At 53.7% G+C, this 20201-nt stretch carries 15 protein-coding genes; 1 reads left to right on the top strand and 14 read right to left on the bottom strand.

Annotated features, from left to right (window positions below; all coding sequences use genetic code 11):
• Nucleotide 1: 1 nt before the first annotated feature.
• From asnB to KQX66_RS04415, 8 genes are all read right to left on the bottom strand, one after another.
• Nucleotides 2-1777, bottom strand: coding sequence for an asparagine synthase (glutamine-hydrolyzing) (asnB, locus tag KQX66_RS04450; protein WP_216790237.1), 1776 nt, complete (start codon nt 1775-1777; stop codon nt 2-4).
• Nucleotides 1778-1817: 40 nt separating this feature from the next.
• Nucleotides 1818-3644 carry a KamA family radical SAM protein gene (locus KQX66_RS04445; protein WP_216790235.1) on the bottom strand — a complete coding sequence of 609 codons (1827 nt, stop codon included), beginning with the start codon at nt 3642-3644 and terminating at the stop codon, nt 1818-1820.
• A 36-nt stretch (nt 3645-3680) separates the two neighbouring features.
• Nucleotides 3681-4682 (bottom strand): adenine nucleotide alpha hydrolase family protein, encoded by a 1002-nt coding sequence (locus KQX66_RS04440; RefSeq protein ID WP_216790233.1) that lies wholly within the window; start codon nt 4680-4682, stop codon nt 3681-3683.
• 21 nt (nt 4683-4703) lie between these two features.
• Nucleotides 4704-6233 (bottom strand): class I adenylate-forming enzyme family protein, encoded by a 1530-nt coding sequence (locus KQX66_RS04435; protein WP_216790231.1) that lies wholly within the window; start codon nt 6231-6233, stop codon nt 4704-4706.
• Between the two features lie 10 nt (nt 6234-6243).
• Complete coding sequence (locus tag KQX66_RS04430) at nt 6244-6477, bottom strand: phosphopantetheine-binding protein (protein WP_216790228.1); 234 nt, start codon at nt 6475-6477, stop codon at nt 6244-6246.
• Between the two features lie 58 nt (nt 6478-6535).
• Nucleotides 6536-7813: an electron transfer flavoprotein subunit alpha/FixB family protein gene (locus tag KQX66_RS04425; RefSeq protein ID WP_216790226.1), complete on the bottom strand. Its 1278-nt coding sequence runs from the start codon at nt 7811-7813 to the stop codon at nt 6536-6538.
• A complete protein-coding gene (locus KQX66_RS04420; protein ID WP_216790224.1) occupies nt 7810-8628 on the bottom strand; it encodes an electron transfer flavoprotein subunit beta/FixA family protein in 819 nt (272 codons plus the stop codon). The genes KQX66_RS04425 and KQX66_RS04420 overlap by 4 nt, the downstream gene beginning before the upstream one ends.
• A gap of 249 nt (nt 8629-8877) precedes the next feature.
• Nucleotides 8878-9249 carry a winged helix-turn-helix transcriptional regulator gene (locus KQX66_RS04415; RefSeq protein WP_216790222.1) on the bottom strand — a complete coding sequence of 124 codons (372 nt, stop codon included), beginning with the start codon at nt 9247-9249 and terminating at the stop codon, nt 8878-8880.
• A gap of 218 nt (nt 9250-9467) precedes the next feature.
• Here KQX66_RS04415 and KQX66_RS04410 point away from each other — a divergent pair, with 218 nt between their 5' ends.
• Nucleotides 9468-9833, top strand: coding sequence for a DoxX family protein (locus KQX66_RS04410; protein ID WP_216790219.1), 366 nt, complete (start codon nt 9468-9470; stop codon nt 9831-9833).
• 327 nt (nt 9834-10160) lie between these two features.
• On the opposite strand, the gene KQX66_RS04405 is transcribed toward KQX66_RS04410, so the two are convergent.
• From KQX66_RS04405 to KQX66_RS04380, 6 genes are all read right to left on the bottom strand, one after another.
• Entirely contained in the window at nt 10161-13190 is a 3030-nt protein-coding gene (locus KQX66_RS04405; protein WP_216790217.1) for a carbohydrate-binding protein, read from the bottom strand.
• A gap of 355 nt (nt 13191-13545) precedes the next feature.
• Nucleotides 13546-14952: an ABC transporter substrate-binding protein gene (locus KQX66_RS04400; protein ID WP_216790215.1), complete on the bottom strand. Its 1407-nt coding sequence runs from the start codon at nt 14950-14952 to the stop codon at nt 13546-13548.
• 124 nt (nt 14953-15076) lie between these two features.
• Nucleotides 15077-15949, bottom strand: a complete 873-nt coding sequence (locus tag KQX66_RS04395; RefSeq protein ID WP_216790212.1) for a carbohydrate ABC transporter permease — start codon at nt 15947-15949, stop codon at nt 15077-15079.
• Between the two features lie 2 nt (nt 15950-15951).
• On the bottom strand, nt 15952-16818 hold the full coding sequence (locus tag KQX66_RS04390) for a carbohydrate ABC transporter permease (RefSeq protein ID WP_216790210.1): 867 nt from the start codon (nt 16816-16818) through the stop codon (nt 15952-15954).
• A 95-nt stretch (nt 16819-16913) separates the two neighbouring features.
• Nucleotides 16914-18239, bottom strand: a complete 1326-nt coding sequence (locus tag KQX66_RS04385; protein ID WP_216790207.1) for a response regulator transcription factor — start codon at nt 18237-18239, stop codon at nt 16914-16916.
• Nucleotides 18240-18258: 19 nt separating this feature from the next.
• Nucleotides 18259-20064: a cache domain-containing sensor histidine kinase gene (locus KQX66_RS04380; RefSeq protein ID WP_216790205.1), complete on the bottom strand. Its 1806-nt coding sequence runs from the start codon at nt 20062-20064 to the stop codon at nt 18259-18261.
• Nucleotides 20065-20201: the final 137 nt, after the last annotated feature.

Here is a 20201-nt window from a genome sequence, read left to right as displayed (position 1 = left end):
CTCACACTCCAAACGTTTTGTGCCAGCATTCCAGCGCGATCAATGCGTGCGACGTTCTGAAAATCGCCAGATTGTCCATGTGCTCGTACCCGTTCTTTTTGTTGAAAAAATCGTTCGCCGCCCGTTTGTCGAAGTAAGCGGAAATTTTGGAATTGCCCGATTGAATCAGCTCGTTGGCGATGTTTTTTTGGACGACGACCGATTTCGGATCGACCGGGAACGGGAACGGCCGCTTTTTCCGCTCAACAATTTCCTTCGGCAGCAGTTCTCGGGCGATTTCTTTCAGGATGATTTTCTCTTTGCCGTCCTTGAGCTTGTAGGCCGAAGGAATATTCGCCACATAGTCGACGATCCGGTAGTCGAGAAAAGGAACCCTCGCCTCGATGCCCCAAGCCATGCTCGTTTTGTCCTGCCTTTCCAGCATTTCCAGCAAATAGAGCTTGATGAACAAGTACAGCACTTTGTTCAGCTCGTCGTCCGTCTCGAACCGGGAAGTCATGTCGCGCAAGGCCGAGGACACGTTCTCCCTGAACCGGGTTTGTCTGGCGACGTCGGGATTCAGCAGGCCGGACACCTCTTGGAGATACGGCGCCCAAGGGAACTCCGTAAGCTGGCTTGCCGGCTTGTGATTCAGGAAAAAGAAATATCCGCCGAACAGCTCATCCGACCCTTCGCCCGACAGGACGACCGTGACGTCACTTTTTAACCTCTGATACAGCAGGTACACGGAAGGGGTCGTCAGATCGACCGGCTTTTCCACGTGCCAGGTCGTCTTTTCCAGCATGTCGTGGTAGTCCTCCGGCCGGAAAATAAATTCCTTATGGTCGGTTTGCAAAGCGTCCGCCATCAGCCGGGCGTAGATCGTATCCGAGTTGGCCCCGGCCACCTCGCTGTTCTTGCCGTACTCCATCGAAAAGGTTTTCAGCCGGTGGGACGCATGCCCCGCAGCGAGGGCGGTAATTAAGCTGGAGTCCAGCCCTCCGCTGAGCAGGGAACCGAACGGCACGTCGCTCATCAGCCGCATGCGCACCGACTCTTGAAGGAGCGCGAGCGTATGCTCTTTGTAATCTCCGAACGTCTGAGGCTCTTCCGCCGACTGCCGCAAAGCGATATCCCAGTACGGAATAAGCCGCTTCGTCTTGTTGCGGAACAGCAGCGTATGGCCTGGCGGAACGGATTGAATGTGCTTGAACATCGTGTGCCCGTTCAAAAGCGCCGTGCAGAATAAATATTCGGGAATCGCCGCCGGTTCCGCCTCCGCCCGGATATCCGGATGCTGCAGGATCGCTTTGACCTCCGACGCGAACAGCAGCGCTTTATCGGACAAGCTGTAGTAGAGCGGCTTGACCCCCAGCCGGTCGCGGGCCAGAAGAAGCGTCTCCGTCTTCTCGTCCCAGACCGCAAAAGCAAACATGCCGTTGAACTTGCGCACGCAGTCCGGGCCATACTCCTCATAGCTGTGCACGATGACCTCGGTATCGCAATCCGTCGCGAAACGGTGGCCCTTGTTCTCCAAGTCACGCTTCAGTTCGCGGAAATTGTAAATCTCGCCGTTGTAGGTGACCCAGACGGTATGATCCTCGTTCGTCATCGGCTGCTTGCCGTTCTGAAGATCGATGACCGACAGCCGCCGGTGCCCGAGCCCGATAAACGTATCGACGAACACGCCCTCGCCGTCCGGACCGCGATGCGCCAGCGCCTCGTTCATCCGGTTCAGCACCGCTTCCGAGACGGGCGATTCCTTCCCATAGTGGTACGCTCCGCAAATGCCGCACATTGGGGTTCCCTCCTTTCGGTTCCGTGTGGCGGATCAGAAGTCAGAAATAATACCAGATCGTCTTGTAATCGTCCGGATTTTCCCCCAAGGCTTCCAATCGGCGCAGGAAATCGTATATCGGCGTATCCTTGTACACGTACGTATTGACCGGGGCCATATATTTTTCCCAAGGGTAAAATTCGTAAATCCGGCTCCCGTCGTTCAAAATCATAATGATCTCATGGTCCTGCCAAGCGTTCAGCTCGTTCTTCCCGAGCGTAGGCACGTTAAACACCGGTTTGTCGGTCCGCACCAGCCCCGGCATTAACCGCGCCTCCTCCTTCTGCTCCTGAAGCAGCCGGGCCACGGGCACCTTGAAGTCCGCCGTCTCCTCTTTTCCCTTCAGATTGAACAAATAGTAGGGCGAAATGCCGATCCCCTTCAGCGATTCCCGCAAAAAGCAGGTCTCGAACTTCCGGCAATTTTGCATGGTGAACACCTGCTGATTATACACGTCGATGCCGAGCGTCTTGATTTTTCGCATCGCGTCCGCCATTTCTTGCGAAATTTCATACGGATGCTGCACATGGGTGACCAGCGTAATCGTCTGCTCCGGAGGCCGGTGATACGTCCGCAAAATCGCCAGCAGCTCCTCGTCGAAGCGCATGGGCGCCGTGACAAGCGTCCGCGTGCCGATGCGGATGCGCTTGATGTGCTTCATTTCCGCGAAGGTCTGCAAAATGGACGCGATCTTGTCGTTGCTGACGGCCAGCGGGTCCCCGCCCGTAATGAGCACCTCGCTAATGCCCGGGTTCGCCCGGAACCACTCGTACGCTTCCGATAAATTATGAATCGCCGGATCGGCTTTGCCGCAGGAATCCTCCGCCAGCTCCCAGTTTCTTTGGCAGTAGATACAGATTTGCGGACACCATAGGTAAGGCTTGACAATCGCGATCTGCGAATATCTTCGGGTCACAAAGTCGGTGGGCGAGGTGTCCATCTCGTGCATAAAATCCAGCTCTTCCTTCGGGAGCAGCCTGGCTTCCAGCATTTTGTCCAGATAGATCCGGTTCGGAATGACCTGCGCCCGCAAACTCCGGTCGTGCCGATGCCGGTCCGCCTTGGGATCGGGGTCCATCAAAGACAGGTAGAACGGTGTAATCTCGCAAGGAATCCCCTGCGCCATCGCCGCATCGATACATGCCTTCTCTTCGGCGGTCAGCTCGATGATTTCGCCGATTTTGCCGGCATCGCGGAAGCGGTGCTTGAACTGCCAGCGGTAATTCGACCAGTCCTGCTCCGTCGCTCCCAGCGCCTGCAAAATTCGCTGCCGGTGCTCCTGTCTGCGCCGGACGACCTCGTCGTCCAGCCCGGTTTTATAACCGTTCTTGCGGATAAATCCCGCATACTGGTCCGCCTTCACGTTAAGCAGCTCGGACCGAACGACAGCCGCCTCGCGCCCTTCCAGATGCATGAAAGCCGGAACCTCGCGCTTGCAAATACCCGATTTCGAATATATTCCCGAAAGGCCGATCACCCCCTTGAACAAATGCTTCATTTCCACAAGAAACGCATCCGTCACCTCGGGCCACTCCTGCCGCCGCCAATGCTCGGCAGCCAGCTTCCATAAGGTGTCCAGGCAGCTGTGCTTCGTCTTGTGCTCGTTGCTTTCCGAAATAATGCTTTTGAAAACCGTGATGCAGTCCCGGGTATTTTTCTTCTCCAGCGGATGCAGCGGGCAGTCGGCTCGCCGCACCTTGTCCTCGCATTCGTTCAAGTAGCCGAACATCCGGCTGCGGGCGTCGGATAACGTCTCGCTGTCAACGAGCAATCGCAAAATATCCGGATTGGCGTCCAGCAGCTCGGAAATTTTCTCATGAGTAGCCATAAGCAGCCTCCGCCCCATAACGTGAATTGGCCACGCTTAGCTCAGCAATTGCTCCTCCACCTGCTCGGCGAGCAGCAGCGCTTTTTCCTCCGGGTCCTCGACGCGCTTCAGCGCCTCTTCCCGGGTAATGATACCCTGCCGCACCAGCAAGCTCATTTCAAAATCGTACGGATGAAAACGATGAACCTGCTTGTGCTTGACGATCCCTAGCGAATTCAACCGGCAATTCGTCGAATTCGGATCGACGTCCTCCGGCTTGGTCCACCCCAGCTCCCGGATCGTACGGTAAATTTCGTCCTCCTGGTATCCGATGATCGGGAATGCGTTGATCGTAAAAGGAAACGGGTTCGTTCTGTATTCATCCTTATCCAGCATGAGATACGTATACACGTCGTCCCCCACGCGCTCCGCGAGCGGCTTGAACAAATTTTTGCGCAGCTCGTACGGAATTTTGTTGTCCTGAAATATGATTTCGTTCTCGGATTGAATCAATTGCCCCGGGCTGTTACCCAGCATGACCATCGGAATTCCTTTTTCGATCGCAACCCGCAAACACATGTTCGTCACGATGCGGATGCACGAGATGCAGATGCCGCTGCCGAATTGCGTCAGATGGGTCGGGTAAACCTCGGGCGCCGAGCTCTGCAAAAAAATTTGCTTCATCAGGTCGTACCGGGGCCGGACAATCGTATGATCCACATTCAAGCGGTTCAGCACCTTGCGCATGTTCACAAACGAGTATTCCGACATGAAGCCGTTGTCGAGCGTCACAGCGAGCATGCGAAGCCCGTACTTTTCCTTGAGCGTATGAATCAGGAACGTGCTGTCCTTTCCTCCGCTGTAGGCAACCAGCGCATCGTACTTCCGGTTCTGCGCCTTGCATTCGCGGATGATTTCATCCAGCTTCGCCTGAAGCTTGGGGAGCGACGGAACGGGCTGTTTCCCGCTCTGCTTGCGGCAAAAGGAGCAGACGCCTTCGGAATCGAACGTGATTCCGGGGTAGGTTTCGGGCATCACGCATAAGGTGCACCGTTTCACGGTTGGGTTCCCCTTTCTGAATTAGCTTAATTCGGACCGGTTGATTTTGAGATTGGCGGTCTTGGGCAGCGGCTCGCGAAAATGGACGGTGTCGGGAATCATGTAATAGGGCAGAACGGATTTGCAGTAGCGGATGACCTCCTTTTCCGTCAGAGTAACCCCCTCTTCCGTGACGACCAGCGCCTTCAAGCTGCCGCCTTTGTCCGGATCGTGCCTGCTGATCACCGCAGCCTCGATCACGCCGGGCATCTGGCACAAGCGCTCCTCCACTTCCTCCGGACTGAACCGGAAGCCTTGCGATTTCAGCATCTTGTCCTTGCGTCCGACAAAATACAGGTAGCCTTCCTCGTCAAGCTTTCCGAGGTCGCCGGTATACAGCGCTCCGCCCCGGAACACTTCGTTCGTCTTCGCCGGATCGTTCCAGTAGCCCGGAGAGACGAACGCGCCCCGGTGCACGATTTCGCCGGTCTCGCCCGGACCGCACAAGCGGCCGTCCTCGTCTTCGACGGTAATGTCTACGCCGGGCAAAGGCTTGCCCACCGACGGGATTTTGCGTTCGAACTCTTCGGGAAGCAGGCACGTGGAACGAAATGCCTCCGTCATGCCGTACATCATATAAAATTTCGTCTGCTTCAGCAGAGCCTTTAATTTCATTAGCTCGTCATGGGGAAAAGGTTCGCCGATAATCGAGATGTATCTGAGGTGAGGGTATTGGTGCTTCGCCAATGGAGAGTGTTTTTGGAGGAGCATCCTCCAAAGCGACGGTACGCCATGGAAGCCGGTAATCTGCTCGCGAAGCATCGTTTCCACGATATCATGAGGGAAAAGGGATTCTTGCAAAACCAAGGTTCCGCCTACATACAGCATGGTGAACAATTGACTGAGCGCGCCGTCGAACGAAAACGGGGTCACGCTGATCAGCCGGTCGGCGGCCCGATTTTCCAAAACTTGCGCCGAGATGATTGTCGCCTCGCTAAAAATCCGATGCGTCACCACGATGCCCTTCGGCTTTCCGGTGGAGCCGGAGGTGTATAGGATCGCTGCCGGATCATCTGCATGCACTTCTGCCTGAAGGCCGCCCGCGAAATCCGCACATCGCAAAATGTCTTCCAGCGCATAATCATGTTCGTATTCCGACCGGTCTCTGCGCTGCGCCTGCGCCTGAGATAATCTTACGACCAGCTCGATGGTGCTTTCTTCCAGACCGGCTTGGTTCAGAACGCCGATTCTGCTGTCATGAACGAACAGCGCCCGCATCCCGCAATCCATGACAATATGACGCAGCTGCTCGCTTTTGACATGCGGATTGATATGGACGAAGATCGCCCCCATCTTCATTGCCGCCAGGATGACGATAATTTCTTCGAGACATTTGGCCGAAAAAATGCCCAGCCGGTCGCCTTTGCGAATGCCTTGAGAGAGCAGAAATCGCGCGAGCCGGGTCGAAGCCTCGTCGGCTTCCCGAAAGGTCAACCGCCTGTGCTTCTCGATAAACGCTTCCTTCTGCGGATCGTTTGCCGCAGCCATGGACAACATGTCGGGAATCAGCATATGGCTACCTTCATGCCCTTAACCGTTCGACCAGCGACACGACACCGTTCATCGTTCCGAGGCTCTCCATGTTCACGTCATCCTCGGAAATGGTCACCCGAAACGTTTCTTCCAGAAAAGAAATCAGATCCAGCACATCCAGCGAGGTCAGCAAGCCTGCTTCGAACAGATTCAGCGAAGGATCGGTTACAGGCTCGTGGGTCAGCTCGCGAATATAATCGGAAATTTGTTCTCGTACCGTCATCGGTCTGCGCCTCCCGTACTTTTCCATTTTCCATAAAGGTACAATCAGGTCTGCTTCGTTACATCATCGTTTGCTGCTTCTCCGCTTTCAACGTCTCCATAAATGCCGGGATCACTTCCAACAGATCGCCTACGATCCCGTAGGTGGCCAGATCGAAAATCGGCGCATTCGGATCGGAGTTGATCGCAACGATCGTTTCCGCCTCCTCCATCCCCACCGTATGCTGGAGCGCCCCGGAAATCCCGCAGGCAAAATAGACGCGGGGCTTCACGATGCTTCCGGTTTGGCCGATCTGATGGGACGGATGCATCCAGCCCAGATCTACGGCGGCCCGGGTAGCTCCTACGCTAGCCCCTATCGCTCCGGCGAATTCGTAGATCAGCGGCAGGTTCTCCGCCTTCTTGATCCCTCGCCCCACCGCAACAATCGTATCGGCCTGCAGCAGATTAGCGGGGTCCGCCCGCCCCTTCACAACTTCCAAAATTTCAAGCACCGTCTTGGACACGCGAATCTGCGAGCTCATATCCCTTACGATGCCGCTGGGCGCGCTTACTTTCGAGGCCGGCCGGAATACGTGCTCCTTGATCGTCGCCATTTGCGGTCTTTGGTGCGGAATGACGATTTTCGCGACGATACTGCCGCCGTAAGCGGGCCTCGTGACAACCAGGTTGCCTGTGTCCTGATCGAGCGACAGGCTGATACAGTCCGCGCACAATCCGGTATTCAAGCGTGCGGCGACTCTCGGGAAGATCGAGCGACCGCGCCGGGTACCGCTTCCGAGCACGATGGCCGGCTTCAGCTCGGCCAGCAGCTCGCTCATGCAGCGGGCTTCCGCATCCTCCGCATAGGGCTGCAGATTCGGGCTGTCGACCAGCCATACCTCATCGATGCCCAGCTCCAGCAGCTCGCCGGTTAAATGGCCGACCTCGCTGCCAAGGAGTACAGCCGATACGGGCAACCCCGTTCCTTCGGTCAACTGCCTCGCAGCCCCGATCACCTCCGCCACCGAAGGAACGAGCGCTCCTTCGGTATGCTCCGCATAGACGCAAATGCCGCTAAACGACGACGCTTCGTTACTTTTAACGATACGCTTAACGTCCGGTTCGTCCGGTATGGACCAGTCGACCATGGAATCTCCAGGCATAAAATCATCCGGCAAGGAATCGTCGACAATTGCATCCGCTGAGCATACCGGCACGCAGGAGCCGCATACGACGCACCGGTCGTGGTCGACATGTGCCTGACCTTCCGCCAAGCTCAACGCTTCAAATGGACAAAGCTGCACACAGGTTCCGCATCCGATGCAATTCGATGGAAGAATGCGAATTTGGCTCATGTGAAAACTCCTGTTCCTTTGTCGTCGCAGGCCCCGATTTTGGACAAAATGCGGGCTGCGCATTGCCGGTTGTCCGCATAGCGGACGATTTCCCCGTCGGCCTTCCGCTCCTTTCCGGCCGGGTGGTATACGCCGACGACCCGGGTAGGCGATCCGCTCAGACCGACCCGCTCCGGCTCTATCCCCAGATCGTCCGGGCCCCAAACCGTGATTTTTGCCGTCTTCGCCTTCATGAGGCCCACAACCGAAGGAATCCGCGGTTGGTTGATATGCTTGCGGATGCACAGCAGCGCGGGCAAAGGCAGCTTGATCATGATTTCACGATCCTCCAGCTCCCGTTTGACCACCATTTCCCGGTCGTCATGCGCGGAGCAGATTTCGCTTACGTTCGCCACATGCACGATGCCGAGCTGCTCTGCCAAGCTCGGGCCGACTTGGCCGGTCTCTCCGTCGAGCGACTGCTCGCCAGTCAACACGAGTTGGAAACCGCCCAATTTGCGAATCCCTGCCGCCAGCGTATACGAAGTGGCCAATGTATCCGCCCCGGCAAATTCCCGGCCCGACAGCAGGACGATCCGATCGACGCCCAAAGCGGCGATGTCGCGAAGCTGCTCTTGGCATTTTTCCGGTCCCATCGACAGGCACGTCACGGTCCCTCCGTACCGGTCCTTCCATTTCAGCGCTTCTTCCACGGCATAGTAATCGTTCGCGTTGTTGACCAACCGGCTCGCTTCCCGGCTTGCACCGTCCGTTTCTTTGCTTTCGTCCGCCATCTCCTGCAGCATCACTTGTTTGACGCAGACTGCAATGTTCACCGAAAGCCTCCTTCCCGAATGCTACAATGATCAGGGCCCGTAATTCATATTATTATCTACTTTGGGTAATTTTGGTAGTGATCGTTTTCACAATCTTTGTTAACATTCTGCAAACGAAACGAAATCGCCTGACTGTTCAAGGCGGCAAGTTTTAGACTGACCCTCGAGAAAAGGGAAAGCGGCATCTCGGAACACGAAAATAAAGTTCCAGACTACCGCTGCTTTTCTAACGTTACCCGTTAGCGTAATCTATTTCTCCATTGCATCATTTGTGTGCGATTCTACGGAATGATTCGGACCGTATAACTCATTTAAATGCTCGATATGAGCTACTCCCCAATCATTTAACGCCTGCAAAATGGGTTCCATCCCTTTACCGTATTCTGTGATGGAATATTCCACCTTGGGGGGAATTTGGCGATAGATCTCACGATGAACAATATCGTGATACTCCAACTCCCGTAATTGTTGGGTTAGCATTTTTTTGGTTATCTCCGGTATCGCTTTTTGAAGCTCGCTAAATCTCATGGTTCCGTTTGAAAAAAGGCGAAGCAGAATAACCGGCTTCCATTTCCCGACAAGGATCTCCAACGCCGTCTCGAATTTACAAAAGGTAGACATGATTTGATTATACCCTCCCCTTCTCTGCTGGCCTTAGGTTTCTTTTTGTATACTACGTTTATTTTAAGTAACTACTTCCTAAAGCGATTGCTATAGATTATTATGCACCTAGAGCTCAATAGACACAAGAGGAGGCGATTGAAGAAAAAACAGTATGGATTATCGTGAGTTAGGTTGGGATAGCAATAGATGAAATTGATAAGGAGTTGGCGTCATTCATGAATGTCGTGTTATGGATCGCACAAGGGATATTAGCATTAGGATTTGTCTATTCCGGTTGGTTGAAGGCGTTTCAGTATGAAGCAGCAAAAACGTCCTGGACATGGGTAAGCGATGTTCCCAAAGATCTTGTTTTCTTTATTGGACTAGTGGAATTGCTTGGAGCAATAGGTTTAATTTTGCCTCAAGCTACAAAAATCGTCCCTGTTTTGACGCCGATTGCCGCGGCCGGACTTGCTGCCATCGTGCTTTTCGGTGCCGTATTCCATATGATGCGCGGCGAGTATGGAGAAATAGTCGTGAACATCATTTTCTTAGCGTTTGCCCTATTTGTTGCGATTGGCCGTTTAAAGTGGATGCAGTAGTAATTCGATAAACCCGGATTAGAATGACTCGAAAATGGAAAGCAGCGGCAGCCTTGGACTGGAAAATTACGTCCTGGATTGCCGCTGCTGCTAGGGAGATCACACGATTTCAATACGTAAAAAAATGATGTTAATTCATAAATCAGAAATAGAGAAAAAAATAAAAGAGCTTTACTACAATTTAGATAAAATCAATTATAAATTGGCATTATACGATGTTCTTGAAGCTCAAATGGATCACAAAACGATTAAAATTTGACCTTTCGTATAAAAAGCGAAAAAAACAGACCTTCGCCTGCATACGTACGGCAAAGGTCTGTTTTCAGTTTACGGGTTGACCGTAACCTTAAAGGTGGAAGTCGTGTTCTTGATATTTGTTGTGCCGGGCCCCATATTGAGGAACTTCAGATTGTTGAATACGGCGGAGCCTACGGCTGGTCCTCCTTCAATTTCGTTGGCCCAGATACCGAAGCCCGACTTGGCGTCATACGCGTCCCCGCTCTTGCGGACGCCCGAAATCGTCACGTTGGAAAAAATCGTGTCCGTGACGGGATTTTCAGGAGAAGAACCGTTGTACTTCGTCTGGAACATGATCCCGTGATAAGTCGGATCGACGATATCCATATCCTTTATGCGGATACCGCGGAACTCTTTCGAGGCCGAGAACAGCCAGATCGCCGGGAACGTTTGATTTCCCCAGAAGTGCCCGCCCGTGCGGATCAGCGATATGTTTTCGAGGGTCGTTTGCGGCGAAGCGCCGAAGCCCCGGAACGGGTAGCCAAAATCCAGAGAGCTGAGCGTCACGCCGGAATAAACGAGCGTATCTGCGATATAAATGTTCCGGAACGTATTGCCGGTGCCTCCGTATACCGCGAGGCCTGCTGCGCGCCAGGTGAGTAGCGAGGTTAAATTTTCGAATACGTTGCCCGCATTGTCATCCGGCGCTCCCGCATCGATGGCGTTAAATAAAGCGAAGCTGTCGTCCCCTGTTCCGCGGGCCTCGACGTTGCTGACGAGATTGTTCGTGCTGCCGTTCGTAAAATTGATGCCATCCGCGAATACGTTGCGGATTCGGGAGTTTTTGATCACCGTGCGGTCGACATTTTGCCCCCAGAACATGCAAACCTGATGCTCTACCCACACGTTGTCGATCGTCATGTCGGCGACGTTCGTGAAGCCGAATACTTTCCCCGGTCCGTCGATCCGCGCAACATAGTTGCCGAAATACGCAAAGTTCGCGAAGGTGGAGCCGTTGGAGCCGGAGCCCGCATAAAAGCCGATATCGGTATTCGTCTGATTCGCCGGAGCCACGAACCTCGTATACCAGGGGCCAGCGCCGATAACCTTTATCGGTTTGCCGTAGACCTGGAATTTGGAGCCCGTTTCGTAGGTACCCGCAGGGAGATATACGCCGACGAGCTTGCCGGTTGGGTCCATACGCACCCGATCCAGCGCATCCTGGACGGCTTGATGCGACGTGTTGGCCGGCGTGACGTATTTGGCCGGGTCAGGATTGGCAAGAGGCGAAACCTGCTCCAAGCTGATAAAATCGATCGCGTACGTCGTCGTGTTGGCGGGGTCCTTTTGCAGCTTGATGGTGCTTCCTTTAGGAATCGTTTGATCGAACATGATATTCGCTTCGTCGTAGATATGCCTTGGAGCGCCTGCGCCGGGCGAATTGTCCGGCGAGGTTTCGCTGCCGTAAAGCCACATATACTTGGAAGTCAGATCGATCGATTTGGCATACGTGCCGTTGACATAAATATTGAGCGTGGAATGGATTCCGCCGCCGCCCGGAGCGTCGGGAATGGAAAAGCGCGTCACCAGCGTATTCGTGTCGGCTTTCGTCGTGAACTGCACGAAGCTGCCCGTCGTATTCAAGGTCACCGCTTTCCGTCCGGAAGCCTCGCCGGCCAAATCGCCGACATTGCGGTTCGGACCTACGATGGCCGCCCCGCCGCCGATCACGCCGTCCTCCGCTTCATAAATATCGTAAGGCATGTTTGCGCCTCTTGTCGGAATCGGAGTCGTCGGATTGAAAAACTTAACCCAATTCAGATTGAACAGGTTGGAGCCGCCCGTAAACTTGAGATACAGGTCGTGCTTCCCGCTGATGGTATGGATTCCGCATGATTTCGTGATCCATGTTTGCCATCCGCCTGTGCCCGGCAAGACGCACGTACCGGCGAGCGTGCCTGTAAGGCTATCCAGACGGACCTCGATCGTTCCTCCCCCAGTATTGCTCGCCGCTCTCGCCTCAAAAATCGATGCCCCGGTCCCGAAATCGATATTTTTATAGACGACATAATCCCCTTCATCGATATGACCGATACTCGATCCGCCTTCGCTGGCGTTTTCGGTCTCCACGCCGAATTGACTATCGTAGCTTTCAGCCTCGATGGTGGCAAAAGCGGACCTTGGCTCCGATCCGGTTCCTTCGGCGATCTGAAGCTGATCCAGGTTCACGTTACCCGAATCGCCGGGATCATACTTGTATGTTATCGTGTTGCTGCCGGCGTTTAACTTCACGCTCTCCGACCTGGTCGACCAGGTGTCCCAGTTCGCCAAGGAAGGCAAAGTCGTTTGTTTAATTTTCGTTCCATTGACGTACAGGCTGAGCGTGCGGTCTCCGCCCATGGCGTTCGCATATCTTAAAATGGCGTTGTAGCTGCCTGCGGAGCTTACGTTTATCGTAAACTGCGTCGCTGCTCCTTGATTCCCGTAGCCGTCGACAAATCCCGCCCCCGTATAGCCGGCGTGATCGGTGTTGACTTTGGCGCCGCCCGATAATTGGGCTGACTCTGCTTCATAGGTGCCCGGCGGTGGCGGTGGCGTTTGGCCGTATACTTCCAGCTCGGATAGTTGTGCCGCCGGCCAGCCGGTATTGGCGGTAAAATTCAGCTTCACGTATCTTGCGCCGGCATTCGCGAAGGAGATCGTTACGGCGTTTCCGCCGACGGGATCGAACGAGTAAGCGGAAGAAGCGGCCAGCGTGCTGTAGTTGACATCGTCCGTACTGCCCGTGACGGATAAGGTTTGGGAACGCTTCTCCCAGGCGGGCGGCAGACGAAGAACGACTTGGTTGATCGTGCTGACGGCGCCGAGATCGACACGCAGCCACTGCGGAAAAGCGTTGTTTGCGCTTTCCCAATAGCTCGACGGATTGCCGTCGTTCGCGTTCGCCGCATGATAGACATCGACGGAACTGCTCGCGGTAATCGGTTTGCCTACTGCCAAATTCGTTGCGGCTTGAGCCTTCTCGGGGACCCATCCGACCTGTGTAAGCACCAAACAAAAAACGAGTATCCACATCGGAACATTCGTTCTTCTTCCCTTTAAGCGAAACGGCATATTCATAAGCCTGCCTCCTTATTCAATATCCAGAACCAGCTTGCGCGTCCTCTGCTTCAATGCTCTTTATCGCCTCCCCTCAAGTGATTTCATGCTTAGCTTACCGTCTGTCCGTGCCTCCCCTCCCCTTGAATAGACAGCCTATAGCCGTACAAGATGCTGCAGAAGCGGCTGTGCTGATTACCATTCTAATATTTCGCGCCTTCGTTTCAAGGTTGCATGTTATGAAGATCAGGCGCAATATTACGGACCTCTCGCGCGTTGCACCCCGCTGGCCCCCGGCGTACGGCACCGCTGCGCAGGCAAAAAAGGCTGACCGGATATCAATCCCGACCAACCTCTCCCTACTCGCAACGACTTGTTATTCCACCTTGATCGAGTTGTAATATTTTTCCTGAATGAGCTTCGCCGCCGCATCCAGCACCGTTTTCGGGTCGGCGTCTTTGCGCGAAAAGACGTCCTGTACGACACTTGTCATGGTCGCGTAGTAATCCTGCGTATTGAACTGCGCTTCCAGCTTCCCGTCGAGGTATTTCATAATGTCAGGCGAGTATTGATAGACGTTATCGTATTTGTCGTAGACGGCCTTCACCTTTTTACCGTAAGCGGAATCGGAAGTGAAGTACTCGATCACCGGAGGTACGACATATTTGTTGTCCTTTTTCCGCTGCTGGATGCTCGCTTCGATAGAAGCCAGCCCTTTGTCCGAGAAGTAGTCGAACGTTGCGTAACGGAATGCCGCTTCTTGCTCCTCCTGCGTCGCTTTCGGATTGATGACGAGATAATCGCCGCCGAGTACGCCGGTATGCTTGCCGCCCTTAGCCGCAGACGGCATCGGGTAAAAGAGCACATCGGCAGGCTTCATGCCGCCCTGGTTGAGCGCCTGATCGATCGGACCGTCCGGTCCGGCGATCACCATGGCCGTCCGGCTCTGGGCAAAAGCTCCGACAGCGTCGCCCCAACCGAGCGCCCAGTCCTTCGGAATGGCTTTCGCCTCCCAAGCCAGGCTTCGGTAAAATTGCAGCGCTTTCACACCCGCCTCGGAATGAAAGAGCGCCGTGACTTTGCCGCCCTCTACCTTCTGAATGTCTCCCCCCGCTTCAAACAGGAAGTTGGTCCAGTTCCACCCGGCTTCGTTCCCTTTCCCCATGGGAGCAATGCCGGAGATCCCTTTCGCAGGATCGGCTGCCGCCTTGGCCGTGTTGAACATATCGTCCCACGTCCAGTCGAGCGGCGGTACCGCGATCTTTTTATCCTCCAGCATCTTCTTATTGACGATCGTGCCGGTCACATAGCCTTGCTGGGCGATCCCGTAAATTTTGCCGCCGATGACGAATTGCTGCTGCAAAATCGGGTTCATCTGATCTTTGAACTCATATGCGTTGAATAGGCCCGTAAGGTCGGCCGCCCATCCTTTTTCCGCCAAAAACTTTCCTTCCGTCGCATACGTGTTGAACAGGGTCGGCGCTTCGTTGGCGCCCATCTTGATGCCGATCTGGTTCGGATCGTAGTGCCAGTCGCTTTTTACGATTTCCACGTCCGGATACTTCTCCGTAAACCGGCGGATTTTATCGTCCTCCAGCGCCCGCTTTTCCACCAGATCGGGCGTCGGATAGTAGACGCTGATGGTAATTTTTTTCTTGCCGGACGAAGCTGAATTGTTCCCGCCGTCGGTGGCCGGGCTTGCGTCCGGGCTGCATGCGGTGAGCATGAAACCTAGCATAAAAAGTGACATCGATGATGCGAATAAAGCGTTGCGCTCGCGCATTGGAATTCCCCTTTCCAAATGATGAATGTGCAGCTAACCTCCATCTTAATCGGGCCCTTCCTCCGAAACGAGGCGTATTCCTATTCGGATTATGCGCAGGTTTACGATTCAGCCATCGCGCCCGCTAGCCCTTCACTCCTCCCAGCTGCACGCCGCGCAGAATAAACTTTTGAAAGAGAAGAAACACGACGACCGGCGGAAGCATCACCATGAACAAGATCGCGAACTTGAGGTTTAAATTCATTCTGCGGGCTTGCAGCACATACTTGTAGATGGCCGTCGCCAGAGGATACCCGTTGTCGCTGTGCATCACGATCGACGGCCAGAACCAGTCGTTCCATACCGCGGAAAAAATAAAGATCGATAACGTCGCAAAAATCGGCACGGACAAAGGAAAGGCAATCCGGAAAAAGCAGGTTCCGTCGGACGCGCCGTCCATTCTCGCCGCTTCGAAAATTTCCGGGTGCAGGCCGCCGAAGAAGTTTTTCAGCAGCAGCAAGTAAAAAGCGTTGGCGGCCGCAGGCAGCCAGAAGGCCGCAAATTGGTTCAGCAGCCCGAGCTCCTTCAAATTCATAAAATTCGGAATAATGTAGGTCGTCGGCGGGATAAAGAGCGTAATCCAGAAAAAGGCGCCGATCTGCCTCCGGTATGGCACGTTCAAGTGCGTCAAGCTAAATGCCGCCAACCCCAGCACCGCGACTGTCACGATTAAATTGCCCGCGAAAATGATAAACGTATTGCGAAGGAACAGCAGCAGATGGATATAATTCCAGCCTTGCCCGAAATTTTCGAAATGCCACGCCGAAGGGAAAAAGCGTGGCGGAAACGAGTTCATCTCCGTATTGGGCCGGACCCCGTTAAAAAACGTAATGAGAATCGGATAGATCATGGTGCAGACCATGACGAGGATTGCCGCGATCATGAACGCATAGCCGAACCGAACGGAGCGGTTCCGCAAATCGTAGCCCGAAAGAATGCCGCGTTCGTGCTTGCTCATGCTCAAGCCCCCTCCCTGCCGGTAAGCCTGGATTGAACCAGAGCCAATCCGCCGAGCACGAAAAACATCAGCACGCCCAAGGCGGACGCCGCGCCGTAATCCTGGCTTGTAAACGCATACTTCACGATAAGCAGAACATACGTGAGCGTCGCTTTGTTGGGGCCGCCGTCGAGCATGGCATACTGGGATTGATAGCCCTGCGAGGTCGAGATGATTTGCAGAATTAATAAAAGCAGAATCAGGCTTTTGATCGAAGGAAGCGTAATGTAGCGAATCCGCTGCCAGACGCCGGCCCCGTCGATTTCCGCCGCCTCGTACCAATCCCGGGGAATGCTCAGCAAGCCGGCCAAATAAATCAGCAGCGCGCCGCCGAACTGCTGCCAGGTTTCCATGAAGACCAGCGAGGCCATGGACCAGCTCGTGTCGGTCATAAACGAAACGGGCTCGAAGCCCAGCTTGCTCAGCACCGCATTGATCGGGCCGACCGGGTCGAAAATCCATCGCCACAGTCCGTACAAGACGACCACGGGAAGCACGTTCGGCAAGTAAGCGGCGATGCGGACGAACCCTTGGAACCTCCTCAGCTCGGAGATGGCAATCGCAAAGACGATCGGCACCCAGAAGCCGATGACAAGCCCTAGAAACATATAATACAGCGTATTCTTCACCGCGCGCCCGAGATCGGGATCGCGAAGCACTTTGACATAATTGTCGAAGCCGACAAAAGCGTTGCCTTTCATAAAATCAACGTGGTACAGGCTGTAAGCGAAGCCTTTGACAATCGGCGTCCATAAGAACAAACCGAAAATAACGGCAGCCGGCAAAATAAACAGATAACCCCATAGATGTCTTTTCACGACTTGATACACAGCCGATTTCCCTCATTTCTCCTAGGTCTTGACTTCATTGTAAAAATGCGCAGGGAAATTGAACATGTGCAATCCTATCGGGATCATTGGCGATTTTACTTTTTCAATTCGCTTGGGCTGACGCCGTAATATTTTTTAAATATTTTGCTGAAATGCTCCGGCGATTCATACCCTACTTTATCGGCGATTTCGTAGCGGCGCATATCCGTGCTTGTAATGAGCCTCCGGCTTTCCTCCATTCGCAATTTCACGACATAATCCCAAAGGTTGTAGCCCGTTTTTTTCTTGAACAAATAACTCAAGTAATTCGGACTCACGTGACTTTGCTGAGCGACCTCCTGAAGCGTGAGCCCTTTTTGCCCAAAATGCCGGTGGATGTATTGCTTGGCCGTATCCACAATTTGATGGTGATGTACGATCAGCTCCTCCTCGGTCGCCTCATGGGAAGCCGGATTCCAGCTAAAATCGCCGTAGTAAAACACGTAATGATCCTGATGCTCCCGGTGAAAGCGGATCGCTTTCCGCGCCTGCTCGTTCAAAGCGCCCAGAAACTCGATTCCTTTCATAATCTGACTTATGCCCACCACACATGACAGCGATAAATATTTCCGCACATTCGCATGCAGCGATCTTCCAATCATGTCCAGTTGGTTGATTTTGTTGATGCTCTTATCTCCATAGGCTTCGTCGTCCCATTGCAAAATGATCGAAATCTCATGATCGGGCGAATAAAAAGCGACATGGTTCCACTGCCCGTCAAGCAGCTCGCTCGCCACGTTCAATACGGCATACTGCCATAAGTCGAGATCCTTTTCAGGGAACCGGTTCCCTGCCGGGGAAGGTTGGACATCCAGCTTGATTTTAAGCACGGCAAAATAAGGCCCTTGCAAGGAAGCCATCGGCACAAGCCGGTCCGCCGAAGCGCAGGCTGAATCGGGATCGGCCAAAAGCTGGTTCAGCGCCTCCGTTTTCGCCCGGTCGGGCTCCTCCATCCGGAACCGGTCGCTCAGCTCGGTAATAAATTCATCGTGGGCTGCAGCAGCCGCTTTGTTCATTTTGAGCAGTACATTGCGTACGGTATCCAGAAAATGGCTGCTGTTCAGCGGCTTGATCAAGTAATCCTTCGCGCCCAACCTCATCGCCAATTGCGCATACTGAAACGTCTCGTAGGCGGAAACGACGATCGATTGCACCGACGGCCTGGCCATTTTCGCTTGATGCATCAATTCGATTCCGCTCATTTCGCCCATCCGGATGTCCGTGATCAGCAGGTCGACTTCTTCCATGCGAATATAGTCCATCGCTTCATAGCCGCTGTGCGCGATAAAGAGCTGATCGATATTCATTCCCGAAGTAGCCAAAAGCCGGCTCAAACCTTGACAAATCAGCGGTTCATCGTCCACTAGCAAAATATTGTACATTCCAAGCCTCCTCGCCCATTTATTGTTCAGCCGAAACGGCTTCGCGCTTGGGCAAAGTGATTGTGGCAACCGTTCCGTGCGGTTGATTTCTCGTATAGTCGAGCCCGTATGCAGCGCCGAAATGCAGCCGGACCCGCTGATGAATGTTGCGTATGCCGTATCCCAAGGACGGGTCCGGCTGCTCCTCGTGCAGCGCTCGGCGGATCGCGTTAAGATCCGCTTCCCTAAAGCCGTTATCTTCCACGCGGACTATCACCTTGTCGTCGTTCTGTCGTTCGGCGGATATGACGATTTCCCCGTCTTCCCCCATATTTTTCACGCCGTGAATAATAGCATTTTCAATTAACGGCTGGAGCGTAATCTTCGGGATCAGCAGCGCACGCACGTCCTCCATGATCTTCCATTCCACACGAAACGTATGCTCGTACCTCCGCTGCTGCAGGCTGATATAGGCGGCGGCATGCTCCATCTCTTCGCCGATCGTAATCAGCTCTCTGCCCCTGCTTAATCCGATCTTCATCAGCTTGGACAATTCTTTGATCATCTCCGCGGATTCGCCCTTGCCTTCCAGCGTGCTTTTCCAATAAATGCTTTCCAGCGTGTTATACAGCAAGTGAGGATTAATTTGCTGATACAAAATTTGCAGCTGCGCTTCCTTTTGCTTGATTTCGTGCTGATACTTGTCGTTCACGAGATGATTCAGCCGGTCGGCCATGTCATAGACGGAGGAAATCAGCACACCGAGCTCGTCGTTTCTCCTGCGCGCGGCCGTTTTCCGCACCGGTTTGCCCGGCACATAGCTCCTTATAACATGAACCAGCTTCTGCATCGGATTCATTAACGATCTCCAGAAATACATCATGACGACAAACGCCAGTACCGAATAAGCGACGGAAATGAATTGAATCACCCGTTTCAGCTCGCTTTGCTGCTGAAGCAAGGAGTGGATGGGAATGCGGTAAACCAGCTTTTGCTGGAGCAAATAGCTGTAGTTGACGACGTAAATATAATCCGAGTGCACGGTGTCCAGAATGCCTTCCATAGTAGTCATGTCCTTGGCGTCGGGCGGAAGCGGAAGCTTGCTTCCCGCGTCTTTCGTCGTTGACGCAAGAATCCGGTCGGACCCGTCGGTTAAATAAATTTCTCCATCCGGCAAATGAACGCTGCGAAAATCGTTCTCGATCATTCTTTCAAGCTTGGTCACCACCAAAACGCCGATCACGCCATTTCCATGCGAGATATTGTTCACGGCACGGACGTAACTCAGCGTTCCTTGGTCGGACGACGGATCGAAATGATCGATAATTTTGAGCTCGCCCTTGCCTTGCTTTTGAAGCGCTTCCCGAAACCAAACCGGCTGATTCCGATCCGAAACGAAAAAAACGCCTGCCTGCGAGGCCTGTCTGACTTTCGGTGCAAACGAATAATCGTCGTTAGGATCGTTGACGTATAAGGAAAATGCTACGGCTCCGCCGTCATCTCCCCCGATCGAGTAGCTTTTGAGCAGCTTGTCCAAGGCCTCGTATTTGCCGACCCGCGTCACAACCGTGTCCGTATCGTCCGGAAGCATCTGCTGCGTGAGCGGATTTTGGATAATCGTCATGGTGATGCGATTGATCGACTCCATGTCCCGATTGAGCAGATTCCAATTCTGCTTGTTTAATTCCAGGTAGGCATTCGTCACGTTCCGCTTCAAAATTTGCTCGGCCTTCATATTTCCGTACCATTGCAGTATAAAAACAGGACTGACCATGAGCAAAAACAGCAAAATCAGCTGGTAATTCACACTCATTCTGGTCAATGGATTTGCCGGAATGCTCCGCACGCGCCCGATCACCTCGCTCCATACATGACATCAATAAAAACAACGGCTACCCGGAACATGAAACAAAGTTCCAGACTCCCGTTGTCATTAACACCCCTCCTTATCATTCCGAATAAGGATAATTTTAACATACCATT

It is taken from the genome of Paenibacillus oleatilyticus, from assembly GCF_018998565.1.
In the GTDB taxonomy this organism is placed as follows: Bacteria; Bacillota; Bacilli; order Paenibacillales; family NBRC-103111; genus Paenibacillus_G; species Paenibacillus_G oleatilyticus.
The sequence above is the reverse complement of the archived record's forward strand: the minus strand, read 5'-3'. Positions and strand labels throughout refer to the sequence as shown.

Excerpts from the sequence above, each read along its gene's own strand:
- KQX66_RS04385 (WP_216790207.1), bottom strand. The coding sequence starts at position 18,239 with ATGTACAATATTTTGCTAGTGGACGATGAACCGCTGATTTGTCAAGGT.
- KQX66_RS04400 (WP_216790215.1), bottom strand. The coding sequence starts at position 14,952 with ATGCGCGAGCGCAACGCTTTATTCGCATCATCGATGTCACTTTTTATG.
- KQX66_RS04405 (WP_216790217.1), bottom strand. The coding sequence starts at position 13,190 with ATGAATATGCCGTTTCGCTTAAAGGGAAGAAGAACGAATGTTCCGATG.
- KQX66_RS04445 (WP_216790235.1), bottom strand. The coding sequence starts at position 3,644 with ATGGCTACTCATGAGAAAATTTCCGAGCTGCTGGACGCCAATCCGGAT.
- KQX66_RS04430 (WP_216790228.1), bottom strand. The coding sequence starts at position 6,477 with ATGACGGTACGAGAACAAATTTCCGATTATATTCGCGAGCTGACCCAC.
- KQX66_RS04425 (WP_216790226.1), bottom strand. The coding sequence starts at position 7,813 with ATGAGCCAAATTCGCATTCTTCCATCGAATTGCATCGGATGCGGAACC.
- KQX66_RS04410 (WP_216790219.1), top strand. The coding sequence starts at position 9,468 with ATGAATGTCGTGTTATGGATCGCACAAGGGATATTAGCATTAGGATTT.
- asnB (WP_216790237.1), bottom strand. The coding sequence starts at position 1,777 with ATGTGCGGCATTTGCGGAGCGTACCACTATGGGAAGGAATCGCCCGTC.
- KQX66_RS04395 (WP_216790212.1), bottom strand. The coding sequence starts at position 15,949 with ATGAGCAAGCACGAACGCGGCATTCTTTCGGGCTACGATTTGCGGAAC.
- KQX66_RS04415 (WP_216790222.1), bottom strand. The coding sequence starts at position 9,249 with ATGTCTACCTTTTGTAAATTCGAGACGGCGTTGGAGATCCTTGTCGGG.
- KQX66_RS04435 (WP_216790231.1), bottom strand. The coding sequence starts at position 6,233 with ATGCTGATTCCCGACATGTTGTCCATGGCTGCGGCAAACGATCCGCAG.